This window comes from Achromobacter deleyi, from assembly GCF_016127315.1.
Lineage (GTDB): Bacteria > Pseudomonadota > Gammaproteobacteria > Burkholderiales > Burkholderiaceae_B > Achromobacter > Achromobacter insuavis_A.
This window is the reverse complement of the sequence record NZ_CP065997.1, coordinates 1,647,971-1,667,334: the sequence shown is the minus strand read 5'-3', so window position 1 is coordinate 1,667,334 and position 19,364 is coordinate 1,647,971. Positions and strand designations below refer to the sequence as shown.

Annotated in this window: 16 protein-coding genes; 13 read left to right on the top strand and 3 right to left on the bottom strand. The window is 63.9% G+C overall.

What is annotated here, in order from left to right; translation table 11 throughout:
* Window positions 1–20 precede the first annotated feature (20 nt).
* Window positions 21–698 (bottom strand): response regulator, encoded by a 678-nt coding sequence (locus I6I07_RS07430; RefSeq protein WP_054504523.1) that lies wholly within the window; start codon window positions 696–698, stop codon window positions 21–23.
* Window positions 699–1,190: 492 nt separating this feature from the next.
* Here I6I07_RS07430 and I6I07_RS07425 point away from each other — a divergent pair, with 492 nt between their 5' ends.
* The 5 genes from I6I07_RS07425 (at window position 1,191) to I6I07_RS07410 (ending at window position 6,748) form a co-directional block, all read left to right on the top strand.
* On the top strand, window positions 1,191–2,579 hold the full coding sequence (locus I6I07_RS07425) for a ClcB-like voltage-gated chloride channel protein (RefSeq protein ID WP_198486183.1): 1,389 nt from the start codon (window positions 1,191–1,193) through the stop codon (window positions 2,577–2,579).
* Between the two features lie 412 nt (window positions 2,580–2,991).
* A complete protein-coding gene (locus tag I6I07_RS07420) occupies window positions 2,992–4,041 on the top strand; it encodes a Fic family protein (protein ID WP_198486182.1) in 1,050 nt (349 codons plus the stop codon).
* A 42-nt stretch (window positions 4,042–4,083) separates the two neighbouring features.
* Window positions 4,084–5,760, top strand: a complete 1,677-nt coding sequence (locus tag I6I07_RS31865) for a TOTE conflict system archaeo-eukaryotic primase domain-containing protein (RefSeq protein WP_420094567.1) — start codon at window positions 4,084–4,086, stop codon at window positions 5,758–5,760.
* Window positions 5,761–5,902: 142 nt separating this feature from the next.
* Window positions 5,903–6,496 (top strand): DEAD/DEAH box helicase, encoded by a 594-nt coding sequence (locus tag I6I07_RS31860; protein WP_332840429.1) that lies wholly within the window; start codon window positions 5,903–5,905, stop codon window positions 6,494–6,496.
* Window positions 6,497–6,595: 99 nt separating this feature from the next.
* Entirely contained in the window at window positions 6,596–6,748 is a 153-nt protein-coding gene (locus I6I07_RS07410; protein ID WP_198486181.1) for a hypothetical protein, read from the top strand.
* A gap of 358 nt (window positions 6,749–7,106) precedes the next feature.
* Here I6I07_RS07410 and mnmE read toward each other — a convergent pair whose 3' ends face one another.
* On the bottom strand, window positions 7,107–8,459 hold the full coding sequence (mnmE, locus tag I6I07_RS07405; RefSeq protein WP_198486180.1) for a tRNA uridine-5-carboxymethylaminomethyl(34) synthesis GTPase MnmE: 1,353 nt from the start codon (window positions 8,457–8,459) through the stop codon (window positions 7,107–7,109).
* Window positions 8,460–8,574: 115 nt separating this feature from the next.
* Here mnmE and I6I07_RS07400 point away from each other — a divergent pair, with 115 nt between their 5' ends.
* The 8 genes from I6I07_RS07400 (at window position 8,575) to I6I07_RS07365 (ending at window position 16,757) form a co-directional block, all read left to right on the top strand.
* Window positions 8,575–10,161 (top strand): ABC transporter substrate-binding protein, encoded by a 1,587-nt coding sequence (locus tag I6I07_RS07400; protein ID WP_198486179.1) that lies wholly within the window; start codon window positions 8,575–8,577, stop codon window positions 10,159–10,161.
* Window positions 10,162–10,183: 22 nt separating this feature from the next.
* On the top strand, window positions 10,184–11,158 hold the full coding sequence (locus tag I6I07_RS07395; protein ID WP_198486178.1) for an ABC transporter permease: 975 nt from the start codon (window positions 10,184–10,186) through the stop codon (window positions 11,156–11,158).
* Entirely contained in the window at window positions 11,155–12,075 is a 921-nt protein-coding gene (locus I6I07_RS07390) for an ABC transporter permease (protein WP_198486177.1), read from the top strand. The genes I6I07_RS07395 and I6I07_RS07390 overlap by 4 nt, the downstream gene beginning before the upstream one ends.
* A gap of 11 nt (window positions 12,076–12,086) precedes the next feature.
* A complete protein-coding gene (locus tag I6I07_RS07385) occupies window positions 12,087–13,082 on the top strand; it encodes an ABC transporter ATP-binding protein (protein ID WP_198486176.1) in 996 nt (331 codons plus the stop codon).
* A complete protein-coding gene (locus tag I6I07_RS07380; RefSeq protein WP_198486175.1) occupies window positions 13,079–14,095 on the top strand; it encodes an ABC transporter ATP-binding protein in 1,017 nt (338 codons plus the stop codon). Before I6I07_RS07385 ends, I6I07_RS07380 begins: the two co-directional genes overlap by 4 nt.
* 108 nt (window positions 14,096–14,203) lie before the next feature.
* Complete coding sequence (locus I6I07_RS07375; RefSeq protein ID WP_198486174.1) at window positions 14,204–15,406, top strand: M20 aminoacylase family protein; 1,203 nt, start codon at window positions 14,204–14,206, stop codon at window positions 15,404–15,406.
* 225 nt (window positions 15,407–15,631) lie between these two features.
* Entirely contained in the window at window positions 15,632–16,546 is a 915-nt protein-coding gene (locus I6I07_RS07370; RefSeq protein WP_198486173.1) for a TauD/TfdA dioxygenase family protein, read from the top strand.
* A gap of 31 nt (window positions 16,547–16,577) precedes the next feature.
* A complete protein-coding gene (locus I6I07_RS07365; protein WP_054431010.1) occupies window positions 16,578–16,757 on the top strand; it encodes a hypothetical protein in 180 nt (59 codons plus the stop codon).
* Between the two features lie 56 nt (window positions 16,758–16,813).
* On the opposite strand, the gene I6I07_RS07360 is transcribed toward I6I07_RS07365, so the two are convergent.
* Window positions 16,814–19,300: a TonB-dependent siderophore receptor gene (locus I6I07_RS07360; RefSeq protein ID WP_198486172.1), complete on the bottom strand. Its 2,487-nt coding sequence runs from the start codon at window positions 19,298–19,300 to the stop codon at window positions 16,814–16,816.
* Window positions 19,301–19,364 lie beyond the last annotated feature (64 nt).

Genomic DNA, 19,364 nt, shown 5'->3' with positions numbered 1-19,364 from the left:
CCAGGGTTTTTTCCGGAAAACTAGTTGTCAACAGCGTTCTCCAGGCAGTAGCCCATGCCGCGCATGGTGGTGATCTGCACGCCGGTTTCCGCCAATTTTTTGCGCAACCGGTGCACCAGCACCTCGATGGCCTCGAGGTTGATGTCGGCATCGTCGGTCACGATCCGATCCAGGATCTGCTGCTTGTTGATCGGTTCGCCGCTTTTCTGGATCAACACCCGCAGGACCGCGTGTTCACGTGGGGATAACTGCAAAGCCTGTCCGGAGACCGTGAATTTTTGCGCGGAAGTCTCGAAAACCAGGTTTCCCAGGGTGAGTCGCGGATGGTCGCGGCCACGGCTGCGGCGTACCAGTGCGATCAAACGCGCTTCCAACTCTTCCACAACAAACGGTTTCGGCAGGAAATCGTCCGCGCCTTCGTGAAGTGTCCCGATTTTTTCGGCCAGTGAATCGCGCGCGGTCAGGACCAGCACCGGCGTACGGTCGTCTCGCGCGCGAATCTTCGCCAGCAAGGTATGGCCATCCATGCCCGGCAGTCCCAGGTCGAGGATGACCGCATCGAATTCTTCGACCGCCAGTCTTCTTTCGGCGACCAGGCCGTCGTCAGCCCAGTCGACCACGAAGCCCGCATGCCGGGCCAGGCTTCTTGAGAGCCAGCGAGCAAGTTCGGCTTCGTCTTCTATGAGAAGGATGCGCATGGACGGAGTCCGGGGGGGCGTGGCTGGGAGATAGGAGAAAGCATGTTTGTCTTTTCCCTGTATTTCTCTTTATATAAAGACTAATGATTAATAAGGCCTGTGGATAACTACCTTAACCTTGGAAACCTGTTTTTTTTCATCAGGTTGCGAGCGTTTTTGGCTGTGCAAGAACTCTGTGTGGGAAAAGAGTCGAAGTTGGACAAGATTTCGGACCCGGTCGAAAACCCCCGCTTGTTCAACTTGCCTCCACACAATGTGCACAACCTGCCGCCTTAGGAGTTATCCACAGCCCTTTTCTGCCGAACCGGGTCGGGAAGCGGCACTTTTACCCCGAAAAAACGCCCCTTGCCTACCCTGGTTTTCGCCCCTTTCCAGGCCCGTAAAAGCCCCTGGAGGCGCAGCTGGAATTGGCCACGTGAGGGGTGGCGCCCCCGTGCGGTTGACGTTGTGCTGAACAAAAAGTGAGCAGATTTCCGCCGTAGAATTCCGCCCATGGCACGACAACTCAGAATCAAAAAACCGGCCTGGGCGACCTGGCTGAGGGGCCATTTGCTGGCCGACAACCTGCCCGCGACCCTGTGCGCGGCCGCGCTGATGGGACTGGCCGGCGCGCTGGCGACGGTGATCTTTCGGGAATTGCTGGGCTGGATCCAGATGGTGCTGGGCGGGGTCGATTCGCCGCACGGCATGGTGTCGCTGGCGCGCGGGATGTCGCTCTGGGAACGGTTTCTGCTGCCGGCGGCCGGGGGCGCGATCGCGGGGTTGATCCTGCAGGCGGCCGCCCGGCGCCTGCCGCCGCGAGGGGCCGCCGACTACATGGAAGCGATTGCCATCGGCCGCGGCGTGATCGGTTTTCGCCAGACCGTGGCGCGCAGCATTTCTTCTTTGTTTTCAATTGGTTCGGGCGCATCGATCGGCCGTGAGGGGCCGATGGTGCAGTTGGCGGCGATGTTCTCGTCGCTGTCGGGCCGCTACCTGGTCCTGCCGCCTCGGCATTTGCGGCTGCTGGTGGCCTGCGGCGCCACCGCGGGGATCACGGCCGCCTACAACGCGCCGATCGCCGGCGCGCTGTTCATTTCCGAGATCGTCTACGGCGCCATTTCGTCGGCGACCCTGGTGCCGCTGGTGGTGTCATCGGTGGTCGCCAACATCGTGACGCGTCAGATCCTGCACTACGACGCGGTCTTTCATATGCCGCCATTCGAGTTCGTGTCGGGCTGGGAAGTGGTCAATTACCTGGGGCTGGGCCTGATCGCCGGGATGGTGGCGCCGCAATTCCTGCGGTTTCTCGATGGGTCGAAGGCGCTGTTTCGCCGCCTGACCCTGCCGCTGTGGGCCAAGATGGCGCTGGGCGGACTGGTGGTCGGTGCCCTGTCGGTGTTCAAGCCCGAGGTCTGGGGCAACGGCTACAGCGTGGTCAACAGCATGTTGCATACCGAATGGGCCTGGCAGGCGGTGGCGGCGATCCTGCTGTTCAAGATCGTGGCCACCGGCGCCAGCGTTGGCTCCGGCGCGATCGGCGGCGTGTTCACGCCGACCCTGTTCGTGGGCGCGGCGGTCGGGGCCCTGTATGGCTCCGGCCTGCATGCGTTGTTTCCCGCTGGCGACCTGTCGGCGGTGTCGAGTTATGCGGTGGTCGGCATGGGGGCGCTGCTGGCGGCCACGACCTATGCGCCGCTGATGTCGATCTTGATGATCTTCGAGATGACGTTGAGCTATGAGGTGATGTTGCCGCTGATGCTGGCGTGCATCACCGGCTTCGTGATCGCGCAACGCATCCGGCCGGATTCGGTGTATGCGAAATCGCTGGCGAGCAATCGAATTGCGCGGGAAGCGTTGAGGGCCGCGCCGTTGCCGGCCGACAAGATAAAGGATGCCTGATTGGCGCTTTTTTCTGATGAAATAGCTTGAAGAATAAGTGTAAGCAAAAGCTCATATTTAGAGTTTGGCATTGGAGTGGCAATGAAGATTGGCGCAGGAAAGATGGTGGAAACTGGAAGGTGGTGGAAATAGGATGTACGGGATGGAACTCCGATGTGGGCTTCGTGAGAAATAAGCGAGTAATTATTCATATATTTTCGGGGCCTGGATCGACACGTTGTCCGACAGCATGCAGTCCGCTTCGCGAGCCAGCGCCTGCACGGCGCGGATGCCGTCTTCGTCTTTCAGCACGAGTGCCTGCCCTTAAGTGATGCGCATCCGGAATGGCTCCCTGCCAAAAAAGGGTGTAAATGGGTGAGAAAACAGTTCGAGGGAAATGCTTTGGGTGTAAATGGGTATATTATTGGTGCGCATGATCCGTACAGATTCTCTTTTGATCACTCCCGAGATCCTCGGCCTAGTTGCAGGCATAGACGAGTTCAAGGGCGCGTGGCGTGCCTTGGGCACGCTGGCGCCTGACCGCTTATCTGCACTGCGGCGGGTTGCCACTATCGAGAGCATCGGTTCCTCGACCCGGATCGAGGGCAGCAGACTGTCGGATCGAGACGTCGAACGTCTGCTTTCAAATTTGCAGATCAAGTCGTTCGAGACCCGTGACGAACAGGAAGTGGCGGGTTACGCCGAGGTCATGGAACTGGTGTTCTCCTCCTGGCAGGAGATCACGTTGACCGAGAACCATGTTCGCCAGTTGCATCGGGACTTGCTGATCCACAGCAATAAGGACGCCTGGCACCGGGGCCACTACAAGACAACCGTCAACAATGTGGCCGCATTTGACGAAGACGGCAAGCCGCTAGGCGTGGTGTTCGAAACCGCCACGCCGTTCGATACGCCGCGCCTCATGACCGAACTCATCGCGTGGTACAACGAGGAACGACGCGCTGGACGTCTGCATCCGCTGTTGTTGATCGGTATCTGGGGAGTGGTGTTCCTGGAGATCCATCCGTTTCAGGACGGCAACGGTCGCCTGAGTCGAGTGTTGACCAGCTTGCTGTTGTTGCAAGCGGGTTATGCCTATATCCCATACAGTTCGCTCGAAAGCGTGATCGAGCAGAACAAGGAGGCCTACTATCTAGCGTTGCGACAAACCCAGGGCAGCATCCGCACTGAAACGCCGAACTGGCAGCCCTGGTTGGTGTTTTTCCTGCGGGCACTATCGCAACAAATGCGTCGACTGGAACGCAAGGTTGAGCGCGAGAAGTTGGTGCTGGCCAAACTACCGGACCTGGCATTGAAAATCGTTGAGTTCGCCCGCGAGCATGGTCGCATCACCATGGCCGAAGCGATTCGCCTGACTGACGGCAGCCGCAATACGCTCAAGCAGCACTTTCGGATGCTGGTGGAGCAAGGGCATCTGGCTCAGCATGGCGGTGGCCGTGGGACTTGGTATGAGTTGCGCTGAACTCTCTGGGGCATGCCTTAACATGCCCTCGTAGCCACGCAAATGACTGGACACAGTGACGAACTAACCCTTCTCCGCGCTGAGAACGCCCGCTTGGTCGGGTTGCTCGAAGCACATGGCATCGCTTGGAAAGTGCCTGTGCCAGTTCGCACGTCCCTTCCGAGTTCGTCCCTCACTACTGATGAAAAGGTCGCTCTCTTTCGGCGACTGTTTCATGGTCGCACCGATGTTTATCCCATTCGTTGGGAAAGCAAGGCTGGCAAGAGCGGCTACGCACCGGCCTGTGCGAATGAGTGGCGCCCTGGCATCTGTGAGAAACCTCGTGTCAAATGCGCCGACTGCGAGCATAGGCTGCTGTTGCCATTGACCGATCAGGTTCTCTTCGACCACCTGGCGGGACGGCATACTATTGGTCTCTACCCACTACAGGTCGACGATAGTTGTCAACTGCTCGCTGTGGATTTCGACGAGGCAGACTGGCGTGAAGATGCCAGGGCCTTTGTTCAATCCTGCCGCGAGTTGAATGTCCCTGTAGCGCTGGAGATATCTCGCTCTGGCAGTGGTGCCCATGCCTGGATTTTTTTCTCCGGCCTCGTCCCGGCACGCGATGCGCGTCGGCTGGGCTCGGCCCTAATCAGCCATACCTGCGCTCGCACGCGGCAATTGAAACTCCGCTCTTACGATCGCCTGTTTCCCAACCAGGATACCCTGCCTAAGGGAGGCTTCGGTAACCTGATTGCCCTGCCGCTACAGAAGATTCCACGCGAACGTGGGGCGAGCGTGTTCGTGGACGATGCCCTGCAGCCATATATCGACCAATGGGCATTCCTCGCCTCAATGCAGTCAATGGCGCCGCAGGCCATTGAGTCCACTATCCTGCGCGCCACAGGTGGTTCACACCCACTTGATGTCACCTTCGCTAGCGATGAAGACTTGCATGAACCGTGGAGGCGCTCGGCGATTAGCAGACAGCATCTTGCTGGACCCATGCCAGCCTCAGTTAGGCTAACCTTGGCCAACTACATCTACATTGAGAAGGACGCGCTTCCGCAGGCGCTGACCAATCGGCTCATTCGCCTCGCCGCCTTCGCCAATCCCGAATTCCACCAGGCCCAGGCCCTGCGTCTGCAGGTCTGGAACAAACCTCGCCTGATCGGTTGTGCCGAGAATTTTCCTCGCCATATTGCTCTGCCTCGCGGCTGCTTCGATGCCGTTTGCGAGTTGCTGCGCGAGAACGGTATTGTCCAAGAACTGCAAGACGAACGCTATGCCGGTCAGCGCCTGGAGGCCATGTTTGTCGGCCAGCTTCGCGACGATCAAGAGAATGCGGTCAGGACGATGCTTCGCTTCGATATCGGTATCCTGTGTGCGCCAACCGCCTTCGGCAAGACTGTTACTGCTGCTGCGTTGATTGCACGCCGTGGAGTCAACACGTTGGTGTTGGTCCATCGAACTGAATTGCTCAGGCAGTGGCAGGAACGTCTGCAGACCTTTCTCGATGGCGGCGAGGAGATGGTGGGCGTCATCGGCGGCGGAAAATCTAAGCCAACCGGTCGAATCGATATCGCCGTTATGCAGTCATTGCATCGTCACGGCGAAACCAATGCCATTGTGGAAAATTACGGGCATGTAATCGTCGACGAATGTCACCACTTATCGGCGATCTCATTTGAAGCGATACTCAAGCGTGTTAGTGCCCGCCATGTGTTGGGCATTTGAAGCGATACTCAAGCGTGTTAGTGCCCGCCATGTGTTGGGGCTCACAGCCACGCCGATCCGGCGCGATGGACGTCAGCCTATCCTGCTTATGCAATGTGGCCCTATTCGCCATACGGCTGCCAGGCCCACTGGGGCACCGCGAATGCTGGAAGTCGTGCCGCGCTATTTGCCGGTGCAAACATCGTTTACAGACAATGCCGCCATCCAGGAAATATTCCGCCAGCTTGCTGTCGATGAAGCGCGCACAGCCAGTATCGCCAACGAGATCGTGCGCGTCTTCCAGGAAGGAGGCAAGATACTCGTCCTGACCGAACGGACCGACCATCTCGACATGTTGCACACCGTTCTGGCAGGTCGCGTCCAGCCCCTGTTTGTGCTGCATGGCCGTCAATCGAAGCGACAGCGGGCCAGCGTGATTTCCGCCTTGGTAGCCTTGGAATCCGATGTCCCGCGGGTGCTGCTTGCCAGTGGCAGATTGATCGGCGAAGGCTTTGACCATCCGCCGCTCGATACCCTGGTGTTGGCGATGCCAATATCTTGGAAAGGTACGTTACAACAGTATGCCGGCCGCCTGCATCGAGAGCAGGCGGGCAAACAGCATGTACGCATCATCGACTTCATCGATCCTGGGCATCCCTCATTGCTGCGCATGTGGGAAAGGCGGCGGCGTGGGTATCACGCTATGGGATATAGAGTTATCGCGGATGAAGAACGGAATCTGGAATTGCCAGTGTAGGGCTTCCGGCGCCGTTTTAAACCAAAAAGCGATGTCACTTCCTGACGCAGAAGGTTGCGTGCCTGCCAAGTCAGACAAGACCAACAGGATGCCAGTCCCATGAGCGAATATCAGTTCTACGAGTTTGAGCCCTCATTACTCCCAGCGGTTACACCAACCACTGCTGTTTTCCGCAAGGCAGAGCTGGATCTTTTCGCACGTTCGCCCGCGCTGTCGATTGAATCCAGCGATCAACACAGGATCTTCGGTTGAACGCTGGAAGAAAGCGAAGATTATGACCGTTTTGCCGAAGACGATGGTAGTGGTTGGATGCGTAGGTTGATTCTCTTGCGTGATGAGTTGATGCGTGGCGATTTGCGGCCTCTGTATCTAGGGTGGTTGGCCGCTGGGGATGCTTTGCAAGATGGCATGCTGGAGCCAGAAGTTCCTTCCGGTTTGGCCGAACTATCACCGGCGCAGCAAGCATTGGTCGAGTTTCTGGAGATTGCCCCAGATCTGCTTGCAGCCGCGAGTATGAGCAGTGCTGCAACGACATAGGACTGCCTTGACGAAGCGCTGCACATCTCTAGCGAGATAGGGACTTGCTCGCGAATGGCATTGGTTGGGGCTATTATTTCCCGATACAGAAGCTCGAGAAGATCTCGCCCAGCAGGTCGTCGCTGGTGAACTTCCCGGTGATGCTCGACAGGCTGTCATGCGCCAGCCGCAGTTCCTCGGCGAACAGGTCCAGCACGCGGTCGTCCTGCTCGGCGTGTTCGGCCGCCAGCGCCAGGTGGTCGGCGGCGTCCTGCAGCGCGTGCAGGTGGCGTTCGCGCGCCAGCCAGGGCGATTCGGCGCCGGGATTCCAGCCGGCGATCCGCAGCAGTTCGGCGCGCAGCGCGTCCAGGCCGGCGCCGCGCTTGGCGGAAATGCCGAGTTCGCCGGGGCCGGCCGTAAACGCTGTGGATAACAGGTCCACCTTGTTGAAAACCTTCAGCACCGGCGTGCGCGGCGGCAGGCGCGCGGTGATCTGGGCGTCCAGTTCATCGCCCGGCTGGGTGGCGTCCTGCAGGTGCAGGATGACGTCGGCGCGCTCGATTTCCTGCCAGCTGCGGGCGATGCCGATGCTTTCCACGGTGTCTTCGGTTTCGCGCAGGCCGGCGGTGTCGACGATGTGCAGCGGCACGCCGTCGATATGGATCTGCTGCACCACTTTGTCGCGCGTGGTGCCGGCGATCGGCGTGACGATGGCGACGTCGTCGCCGGCCAGCGCGTTCAGCAGGCTGGACTTGCCCACGTTGGGCTGGCCCGCCAGCACCACGTGCAGGCCTTCGCGCAGGATCACGCCCTGGCGCGCCTGAGCGATCAGATGGCCGAGGTCGCCGGCCAGCTTTTCCAGCGTGGGGCGCGCCTGATACTTTTCAAGGAAGTCGATTTCCTCTTCGGGAAAATCGAGCGTGGCCTCGACCAGCATGCGCAGGTGGATGATGCGGTCGGACAGGTCGTTGACGCGCGCCGAGAATTCGCCCGACAGCGAGGCCATGGCGCCGCGCGCGGCGGCCACCGAGGACGCCTCGATCAAATCGGCGACGGCCTCGGCCTGCGCCAGGTCCATGCGATCGTTGAGGAAGGCGCGGCGCGTGAATTCACCCGGTTCGGCCAGCCGCAGGCCCTGGTCGCGGCCCGCCGCCAGGCAGCTGTCGAGCACGCGGCGCAGCACCGCGGGGCCGCCGTGGCCTTGCAGCTCAAGCACGTCTTCGCCGGTGTAGGAATGCGGCCCCTTGAAGTACAGCGCGATGCCTTCATCGAGCAGTTCACCATCGACCGCCTTGAACGGCAGATAGTGAGCGTGGCGCGGCGTGAGGTCGCGCTGGAACAGGCGCCGCACCAATTCTGACAGGTCCGCACCAGAAACGCGCACGACGCCGATGCCGCCTCTTCCGGGGGCGGTTGCAATGGCGGCGATGGGGGCATGGACGGACATATCGGGGATAACGCGAAGCTAGGACAATAGGGGAATATAACTGTTGCGCGGCGGCTTGTTTGCTGGTTACTGTGCCCCAGAGGTTTAAAACCCGAAACAACCCTGGGAGATCACGATGGCATCTCGGTTTTCGCGTGTGTTGGCCTGTAGTTCGGTCGCGGTCATGTTGGCGTTCGGCACCTGCAATTCTGCGCTTGCGCGCGACCTGGTGATCGGCCTGAAGACCGAGCCGTCGTCGATGGATCCGCAGTACCACGCGCTGACACCGAACACCCAGATCTCCCAGACCATCTTCGACACGCTGGTGGCCACCGACGCGCAGCTCAAGCCGGTGCCGGCGCTGGCCGAATCCTGGACCGTCGACGGCAAGGTGTGGACCTTCAAGCTGCGGCCCGGCGTCAAGTTCTCGGATGGTTCGCCGTTCACGGCCGAAGACGTGGTCTTCACCTACGACCGCGTGCCGAAGGTACCCAACAGCCCGTCGCCGTTCACGCTCTACCTGGGCTCGGTGGCCAAGGCCGAAGCGGTGGATCCGATGACCCTGCGCATCACCACCAAGGAAGTGGCGCCGAACCTGCTGGTGAACCTGGCGCAGCTGCCCATCATGTCGAAGAAGGCCGCCTCCGGTCCCGCGGCCGAAGGCAAGACCACCACGGAATTGAACAGCGGCGATGGCCTGATCGGCACCGGCCCGTACAAGTTCGTGTCGTGGAAGCGCGGCGCCGAATTCGTGCTGGCGCGTAACGAAAACTACTGGGGCAAGAAGCCCGCCTGGGACAAGGTGATCTATCGCCCGATCAGCAACGCCGCGGCGCGCGTGGCGGCCCTGCTGGCCGGCGACGTCGACATGATCGAGGATCCCCCGACCGATGACCTGCCCAAGCTCAAGGGCGACAAGAAACTGTACGTCGAAGAGACGCCGTCGGTGCGCGTGGTGTACGTGGCGCTGGACCAGTACGCCGAGCCCTCGCCCGGCATCCAGGGCACCGACAAGAATCCGCTGAAGGACAAGCGCGTGCGCGAAGCGCTGTCGCTGGCCATCAACCGCGATGCGCTGGTCGAGCGCGTGATGGGCGGCGTGGCGCTGCCCGCGGGCAACCTGCTGCCCTACCCCATGTTCGGGTCGAGCAAGGAGCATTCCAAGGCGCCCAAGGCCGACGTGGAAAAGGCCAAGGCGCTGTTGAAGGACGCCGGCTATCCCAACGGCTTCTCGATCACGCTGGGCTCGCCGTCGGGCCGCTACGTCAACGACTCCAAGGTGGCGCAGGCCATCGCGTCGATGTGGACGCGCGTGGGCGTGAAGACCAGCGTCGACGCCATGGCGCCCCCGGTGTTCTTCAAGAACCGCGACAGCTACGCGTTCTCGGCCTACCTGGCCGGCTGGTCGGTGACCAGCGGCGAGATGTCGAACGCGCTGACCTCGTTGCTGGTGACACGCAATCCCGAGGCGGGCCTGGGCACCACCAACCGCAGCCGCTACTCGAATCCCAAGATGGACGAACTGGTGAAGGAAGCCTCGTCCACCATGGATGACGCCAAGCGCGCCGAGCTGCTGTCCAAGGCCAGCAACATCGCCATGGACGACTTCGCGATGCTGCCGGTGCACTTCGAGCTGTCGGTGTGGGCGATGAAGAACGACATCCGCTACCAGGGCCGTCCCGACCAGGTCACGCTGGCGCAGTTCGCAACGCTGAAGAAGTAATGCGCGCAGCGGGCGGTATGACGTGCTAGCGACAATCGTACGAAGACTGCTGCAAACCATCGTCGTCATGCTGGTCATGTCGGCGCTGGTCTTCGCCGGCATCTACATGGTCGGCGATCCGGTGTCGATGCTGGCCAGTCCGGAGGCCACCGAGGCGCAGCGCGCCGCCATCCGCGCCTCGCTGGGCCTGGACCTGCCGCTGTGGCGGCAGTACCTGATCTTCATGGGCCAGGCGGTGCGCGGCGATTTCGGCAACAGCTTCCTGACCGGCGAGCCGGCCATGCGCCTGATCCTGGAGCGCATGCCGGCCACGGTCGAGCTGGCCTGTGTGGCCATGCTGCTGTCGGTGCTCATCGGCGTGCCGCTGGGCATCATCGCGGGCCTCAAGCCCAAGGCGGTCGGCTCGCGCGCCATCATGACGGGATCGGTGCTGGGCTTCTCGCTGCCGAACTTCTGGGTCGGCCTGATGCTCATCATGGTGTTCGCGGTGATGCTGGGCTGGGTGCCGGCGGGCGGCCGCGGCCAGACCGTCAGCATCGGCTCGCTGCAGTTGAGCGTGCTGACGCTGGATGGCTGGCTCAGCCTGGCGCTGCCGGCGGCCACCATCGCCTTCGCCAAGTGCGCCATGATCATCCGCGTGACGCGCGCCGCCACGCGCGAGGCGCTGCCGATGGACTACATCAAGTTCGCGCGCGCCAAGGGCCTGTCGGAAAAGCGCGTGCTGGGCGTGCACCTGCTCAAGAATATCCTGATCCCCGTGGTCACCGTGGCGGGCCTGGAGTTCGGTCAGGTGATGGCCTTCGCGGTGGTGACCGAGACGGTGTTCTCGTGGCCCGGCATGGGCAAGCTGCTGATCGATTCCATCATCAACCTGGACCGTCCGGTGGTGGTGGCGTATCTGCTGCTGATCGTGTTCTTCCTTGTGATGCTGAACCTCGTGGTGGACATCATCTATACGGTGCTGGATCCCCGCGTACGCCTGGATAGCCGCCGATGACCGCCCCCGCGACCGCCACCGTACCGACCGCCGCCGCCAGGGAACAGACGCCATGGCGCCGTTTTCTGGGCGATTTCTTCGCCAGCAAGCTGGCCACGCTGGGCCTGGTGATGCTGGTGCTGATCGTCGGCGCCGCGCTGCTGGCGCCGTGGATCGCGCCGCAGAATCCGTATGACCTGGCGACGCTGGACATCATGGATTCCAAGCTCAAGCCGGGCAGCGAAAGCGGCGACGGCAGCATGCATTACTGGCTGGGCACCGATGGCCAGGCGCGCGACCTGCTGTCGGCCATCCTGTACGGCATGCGCACCAGCCTGATGGTGGCCGCCGTATCGGTGCTGGCGGCCTTCGGCATCGGCGCCACGGTGGGCCTGATCGCGGCCTACTTCGGCGGCCGCATCGACGCGCTGCTGATGCGCATTGTGGATATCCAGTTGTCGTTCCCGGCGATCCTGGTGGCGTTGATGCTGCTGGCGATCCTGGGCAAGGGTGTGGACAAGGTGATCATCGCGCTGATCGTGGTGCAGTGGGCCTATTTCGCTCGCGCCGCGCGCGGCGCCGCATTGGTCGAGCGCGGCAAGGAATACGTCGAGGCGGCGCGTTGCATGTCGCTGTCGTGGGGGCGGGTGCTGTTCCGCCACGTGCTGCCCAACTGCATGCCGCCGCTGATCGTGATCGCCACCATCGACCTGGCGCACGCCATCGCGCTGGAAGCCACGCTGTCGTTCCTGGGCGTGGGCGTGCCGGTGACCGAGCCGTCGCTGGGCATGTTGATCTACAACGGCTTCGAGTACCTGCTGTCGGGCCAGTACTGGATCTCGTTCTTCCCCGGCATCGCGCTGGCGCTGGCCATCATCGCCATCAACCTGGTGGGCGACCACCTGCGCGATGTGCTCAACCCGCGCCACGCGAATTGAGGGCGGACGCGATGCAGACGCAAGCTGTGGACAAGTCGCCGGTGCTCGATGTGCGGGGCCTGAAGACGCATTTCTTCACCCGCAATGGCGTAGTGAAGGCGGTCGATGGCGTCGACCTGACGGTGGCCGAAGGCGAGATCCTGGGGCTGGTGGGCGAATCGGGTTCGGGCAAGAGCATCACCGGCTTCTCGCTGATGGGCCTGCTGGATGAACCGGGCCGCATCGTCGAGGGCGAACTGCGCCTGAACGGAGAGGACCTGCGCGGCGCGTCGCCGGCGCGCTGGCGGCAGTTGCGCGGGCAGGAGATCGCCATGATCTTCCAGGACCCGATGATGACGCTGAACCCGGTGCTGCGCGTCGATACGCAGATGATCGAAGCGGTGCAGGCGCATCACAAGGTATCGCGCGAACAGGCGCGTGAACGCGCCCTGCAGACGCTGACGATGGTCGGCATCCCGTCACCGCAGGAACGCCTGCGGACCTATCCACACCAGTTGTCGGGCGGCATGCGGCAACGCGTGGCGATCGCGATCGCGCTGCTGAATTCACCGCGCGTCATCATCGCCGACGAACCCACCACGGCGCTGGACGTGACCATCCAGGGGCAGATCCTGTTCGAAGTGCAGAAGCTGTGCCGCGAGACCGGCACCGGCCTGGTGTGGATCACGCACGACCTGGCGGTGGTGGCGGGCCTGGCCGACCGCGTGTCGGTGATGTACGCCGGCCGCGTGGTCGAGACCGGCAGCACGCGCGACGTCATCAGCCATCCAATGCATCCGTACACGCACGGCCTGATCGCCTCGATTCCCACGCCGGAATCGCGCGGCCGGCCGCTGGTGCCGATTCCCGGCATGACGCCGTCGCTGCTCAACCTGCCGCAGGGCTGTGCGTTCCGCGGGCGCTGCCCGCGCGCCAGCGACGCCTGTCTGGTCGAACCGCAGCCGGTGCAAGTGCGCCCGGCGCAATGGGTGCGGTGCTGGCATGCCGGCGCGGCGGAGGTTCAATGAGCGCCGCCGATCGCAACGCCGCCCCCATCCTGTCGCTGCGCGGCGTGGAGCTGCGCTTCACGCAGCACGTGGACCTGGCCGGGCGCATCGCCAACCTGCTGGGCGCGGGCCTGAAGACACAGGTGGTGCACGCCGTGGCCGGCGTGGACCTGGACGTGCAGCCGGGCGAGGTCATCGGCATCGTCGGTGAATCCGGCTGCGGCAAGTCGACGCTGGGACGCATCGTCTCGGGCATCCTGCCGCCCTCCGCCGGCGAGGTGCACTACCAGGGCCAGGCGGTGAAGGCCATGGCGGGCCCGCAGCGGCGCGCCTACGAGCTGGGCGTGCAGATGATCTTCCAGGACCCCTACGCCTCGCTCAACCCGCGCATGCGGGTGCGCGAGATCATCGGCGAGGCGCCGGTGGCGCATGGCCTGATCCGCGCGCGCGACAAGGCCGAGTACGTGGCCGGACTGATGCGCCAGGTGGGACTCGACCCGGCCTTCGCGCAGCGCTATCCGCACCAGTTCTCGGGCGGCCAGCGCCAACGCATCGGCATCGCGCGGGCCCTGGCGCTGAAACCCTCCGTGATCGTCTGCGACGAGGCCGTGGCGGCGCTGGACGTGTCGATCCAGGCGCAGGTGTTGAACCTGTTCGAGAAGCTGCGCGACGAGCTGGACCTGACGTACCTGTTCATCAGCCACAACCTGAGCGTGGTCAGCCACATCTCGGATCGCGTCGCCATCATGTACCTGGGCCGCGTGGTCGAGCTGGCGCCGACCGACACGGTGTTCCAGCGCGCCAACCATCCCTACACGCAGGCGCTGCTCAAGGAACTGCCGACGCTCACGCCGGAACGCCGCAGCTACCAGCCGATCAAGGGCGAGCTGCCGTCGCCGCTGGATCCGCCGGGCGGCTGCGCCTTCCATCCGCGGTGTCCCCAGGCGATGCCGCGCTGCAAGACCGAGCGGCCGCTGCTGCGCGAGGTGGCGCCGATGCAGTTCAGCGCCTGCCATCTGAACGACCCGGCCTGACGCCAATCCGTAACAACGCTGGACGCGGCCGGCGACGGGCGCGAGAATTTCCCGGTACCCTGTCATACGACATCCGTTCTCTTCTTTCCTTTTCGCCTACCTTCCGCCATGAAAACCCTCGCCGAAATCGAACGCGCACACGGCGAACTGACCGAACTGCGCCGTGACATCCACGCCCATCCCGAACTGGCCTTCCAGGAAACGCGCACCTCCAACCTGGTGGCCGAGCGCCTGCGCCAGTGGGGGCTGGAAGTCCACACGGGGCTGGGGAAAACCGGCGTGGTCGGCGTCCTGCGAGGCGGCAGCGGCGGCAAGACCATCGGCCTGCGCGCCGACATGGATGCGCTGCCCATGCCCGAGCACAACCGCTTCGCGCACAAGTCCACCATCAGCGGCCGCATGCACGGCTGCGGCCATGACGGCCATACCACGATGCTGCTGGGCGCGGCGCAGTACCTGTCCACGCATCGCGAATTCGACGGCACCGTGGTGTTCATCTTCCAGCCGGCCGAGGAAGGCGGCAACGCCGGCGCGCGCGCCATGATGCAGGACGGCCTGTTCGACAAATTCCCCTGTGACGCGGTGTTCGGCATCCACAACATGCCCGGCATGCCGGTCAACCAGTTCGGCTTCCGCGCCGGCCCCACCATGGCGTCGAGCAACCGCTGGGACATCGTCATCAAAGGCGTGGGCGGCCACGCCGCGCAGCCGCACGCGTCGGTCGACCCGATCATCGTCGCGGCCGACATGGTGCATGCGCTGCAGACGGTGATCTCGCGCAGCAAGAACCCGCTGGAGCAGGCGGTGCTGTCGATCACGCAGATCCACGCCGGCGACGCCTACAACGTGATTCCCGGCGAAGCGGTGCTGCGCGGCACGGTGCGCACCTATTCGGTCGAGGTGCTCGACAAGATCGAGGAAGACATGCGCCGCATCGCCACCACGCTGCCGCAGGTGTATGGCGGCAGCGGCACGCTGGACTTCGTGCGCGCCTATCCGCCGCTGGTGAACTGGGACAAGGAGACCGCGTTCGCGGCGCAGGTGGCCGAGGACGCCTTCGGCGCCGAGAACGTGGTGCGCGACATGCCGCCCTTCATGGGCGCCGAGGACTTCTCGTTCTTCCTGGAGGCCCTGCCCGGCACCTATCTGTTCCTGGGCAACGGCGACGGCGACCACCGCATGGAGAGCTATCACGGCATGGGGCCGTGCCAGCTGCACAACCCGAACTACGATTTCAACGACGCGCTGCTGCCGGTGGGCGCGACGTATTGGGTCAAGCTGGTCGAGGCCTATTTGCCCAAGCACAATTAAGCGCGCCGCCGCGCTTCAGGCATTGCGGTTATTTGCTTATGCGCGATGCCACCCCAAGCCGCCCGGTTCTCCGGGCGGTTTTTCTATATGACGCCAGGCTTTGTTCAAACGCCGATAACTTCGTTTGAGATACAAGGCGCGCTTTCCATAATCGGTCATTCCTGATCCATCCGCGGATGGACCGCAGCGCCGGCGGCAACGCCGCGACGCCAACCGGAGTGACCGATGTCCCAGAGCAACGCCGTGCGGCGCGAAGCGGCCGCCCCCGTCCCGCCGCCCCCGGCCGCGCAGGCGTTCGAGCTGCGGCCGCTGGCGGGCCCCGTGGGCGCCGAGCTCATCGGCCTGGACCTGGGCCGTGAACTGTCGTCCGCCGATTTCAAGCGCGTGCACCAGGCGCACCTGGACCACCACCTGCTGGTGTTCCGCGACCAGCGCATCACGCCGCAGCAGCACATCGATTTCAGCCGCCGCTTCGGCCGCCTGATGATCCACGTGCTGCATCAGTTCCACCTGGCCAACCACCCCGAGATCCTGATCGTCTCCAACATCATCGAGCACGGCAAGCCCGTCGGCCTGGGCGATGCCGGCAAGTACTGGCATTCGGACATTTCGTACAAGGAACTGCCCAGCCTGGGGTCGCTGCTGCACGCGCAGGAACTGCCGGCGCAAGGCGGCGACACGCTGTTCGCCAACATGCACCTGGCCTACGACACCCTGCCCGCCGCATTGCGCAACGCCGTCGAGGGCAAGCGCGCGGTGCATTCGTACCTGGCCAAGTACGGCCAGCTGCAGAAGGAAGGCAACTGGCGCCCCAACCTGAGCGCGCAGCAGGTGGCGCAGGTGCAGGCGGTGTCGCACCCGGTGGTGCGCACGCACCCCGAGAATGGCCGCCGCGCGCTGTTCGTCAGCGAAGGCTTCACCACCCATATCGAAGGCCTGCCGGAGGACGAGAGCCGGCAACTGCTGGACGAGCTGTTCGCGCACAGCGTGCGGCCCGAGCACATCTATCGCCACCGCTGGCAGCCGCACGACCTGGTGTTTTGGGACAACCGCTCGCTGATCCACCTGGCCGGCGGCACGCCCGACCACCTGCGCCGCAAGCTGTACCGCACCACCATCGAAGGCGACGCGCCGTTCTAGGCCGGCCCGCGACTTATCCACAAGGAACGCCATGCGTCTGTCTCCCGATCTGCGCGAACGATTGATCCGCACCGCCACCGCCGCGGGCGTCGCGCTGGCGCTGGCCATCGTCGCGCTGGCCGCGCCCACGCCAGCCGTGGCGGGGCAAGCCGACCTGCCCGCCCCCGGCGCCGCCAGCGCGCAACACGCGCCCTCGTCCCTGCCGCGCTGAACCGTTGGCCCGGCCGGGCCTGTGGATATCCCGCAGGCCCGGGCGCAGGGCCCGCGTCAGAAGTCGGCGCGCAACGTCAGCGCGACCCGCCGCCCTTCCCCGAAGACCACGCCCTGGTTCTGCGGCATGTAATAGTGCTTGTCGAACAGGTTGGTGGCGTTGAGCGACACGGTCATGTGCGGATCGATCTTGTAGGCGATGCGCGCATCCGCGGTGTAGAAGCCGCTCTGCGTGACCGTGGTGGCTCCGCTGCCGCTGAACAGCTTGCTGGTGGCATTGATGCCGCCGCCCACTTCCCAGCGGCTGAGGTCGCCGGGCAGGCGGTAGTTGGTCCAGACCCGGAACAGGTGCTTGGGGGCGATCTGCGAGAACGCCGAGGCGCTGGTGTCCAGGCTGGCCTCGTCCAGGTACTTGCTGTTGTTGTAGGTGTAGCCGGCGGTCACCGTCCAGCCCGGCGTGACCTGGCCCGAGGCGCGCAGGTCGACGCCACGCGAACGCGCCTTGCCGGCGGCCGCGAAGAACTGTCCGGTGTCGTCGGTGGGCAGCGCGCGGTTGCTCTGCGTGATCTGGTAGAGCGCGGCCGAGGTCTGCAGCCTGCCCTCCAGATAGCTGCCCTTCACGCCCACTTCGTACTGCTCGCCTTCCATCGGCTTGAGCAATTCGCCGGACGGCGTGCGCAATGCCTGCGGCTGGAAGATGGTGGAGTAGCTGGCATAGACCGAATGCGCGTCGTCGACATCGGCCACCAGGCCGGCATAGGGCGTGATCTTCTTCTTGTACGAATCGCTGCTCGACTGGTTGCCGAACGGGTTGTAGGTTTGATCCTGCTTGTAGCGCGTGTCCCACCACGAGACGCGGGCGCCGACGATGGCGGTCAAGGCGTCGGTCACGTGAAAGCGCGTGTTGCCATAGAGGCCATATTGGCTTTGCACCACCGCGCCCTTGGAGGTGTGTTCCGGCGAACCGCTCCAGCTGGGTTTGGCGTATGAATAATTCCAGATGTCGATGGTCTGGAAATTGAACAGGCTGTCCGTGCCGTAGTAGCTGGTGCCGTAGTTGTACATGTGGCTGTAGTTCGCGCCGATCACCACGTCGTGCTGGCGGCCCAGCAGCGTGTACTTGCCGGTGGCGTTCAGGTCGTAGCTCTGGTTGTCCTCGTAGTAGTCGGTGTTGGTGGTGCCGAAGTTGGCCGTGTTGGTGGCCTTGTCGACGATGCCGAAGAGCTCGCCGGACAGCACCCGCGCCGTGTTGTGGTCGAAGCTGCCCGTCGCGGTGACCTTCCAGTCCTGGCCCAGCTTGTGCTCCAGGCTGGCGAACACATTGGTGGTGGCATAGCGGTCGTGGTTCCACGACGCGCCGAAGAAATCGTTGCGGCCGCCGGCCACCGAATAGTCGTCATACAGCGGCGCCTTGTCGGCCCAGCCGACGTTCGAGTCGCGCTGGCTGTAGCTCACGCCGGTGCGCAGCAAGGTATTGGCGGACAGGTCCGCCTCCAGCGTGCCGTAGTAAGACTGGTCCTTGCGCCAGGTCGAGTCCAGTTCCAGATCCTTGCGCTGCGCGGAAGCGACGAAGCGCCCCCGCACGGTGCCCGATGCGTTCAGCGGGCCGCCGATATCCGCCTGGGCGCCGAAGTTGTCCCTGGTGCCGGCGGTGGTCGAAAGCGAGGCCGCGAATTCCGACGGCGCGCGCTTGCGCACCAGGCTGATGACGCCGCCGACGCTGCCGAATCCGCCGTACAGGCCGGCCGGCCCGTCCAGCACTTCGACGCGTTCGTACATGGCCAGGCTGGGCGCATTGGTGCCGGCGGTGGACGACATGTCCGAGTTCATGACCACCGGCAGTCCGTCCACCACCATCGAGCTGATGGGGAAGCCGCGCGAATAGTATTGGACCCGGTCCGCGTCGCTTTGCAGCACCATCACGCCGGGCGTGCGCTTCATGGCCTCGTCCAGCGATTGCAGGTTCTGTTCCTGGATCTGCTGCTGCGTGATGACGCTGATGGTCTGCGGAATCTCGCGTTGCGATAACGGGATTTTCGAGGCGACCGTGGTCGGCGGATTGAGCCGCTGGGCCACCGGGTCGACGGCTGCGCCGCTGACGGCGATGGTCGGCAGCGTGGCCACGCCATTCGCGGGGGGCGCGGCCGTCAGCACATATTGCCCCTGGCTGTTGGCGACCGCCCGCAGGCCGGTGCCGGCCAGTAACGCGGCCAGGCCGTCCGTGGCGCCGAAGCGGCCTTTCAGGCCGGGGCTGTGCTTGCCATCGACGAGTTCGGTGGCGCCAGCGAGATAGACGCCCGCTTCGGCCGAGAAGCGCGCCAGGACTGCCTGCAGCGGGCCGGCGGGGATGTCGTAGCTGCGCGGCGCGGGGGCTTGCGCGGGACGGTCCGAGGCCACTTGCTGCGCGTGGGCGGGCAAGGCGCCGGCCGCCAGGCAGGCGGCGGCCAGATGCAGGGTCAGCGCGGCGCGCCGGGGGCTGCGCAACGGGGGCGAGCGGCGCGGCCCGGCGATGGCGGGACGGGCGGGGGACAAGCGGCGGGACATGGCGTTCAATCCTGGCTGGAGGTGGGAGTGTCGTCAGCGCGTTGCCATCGCCAGGCCGCCAGGC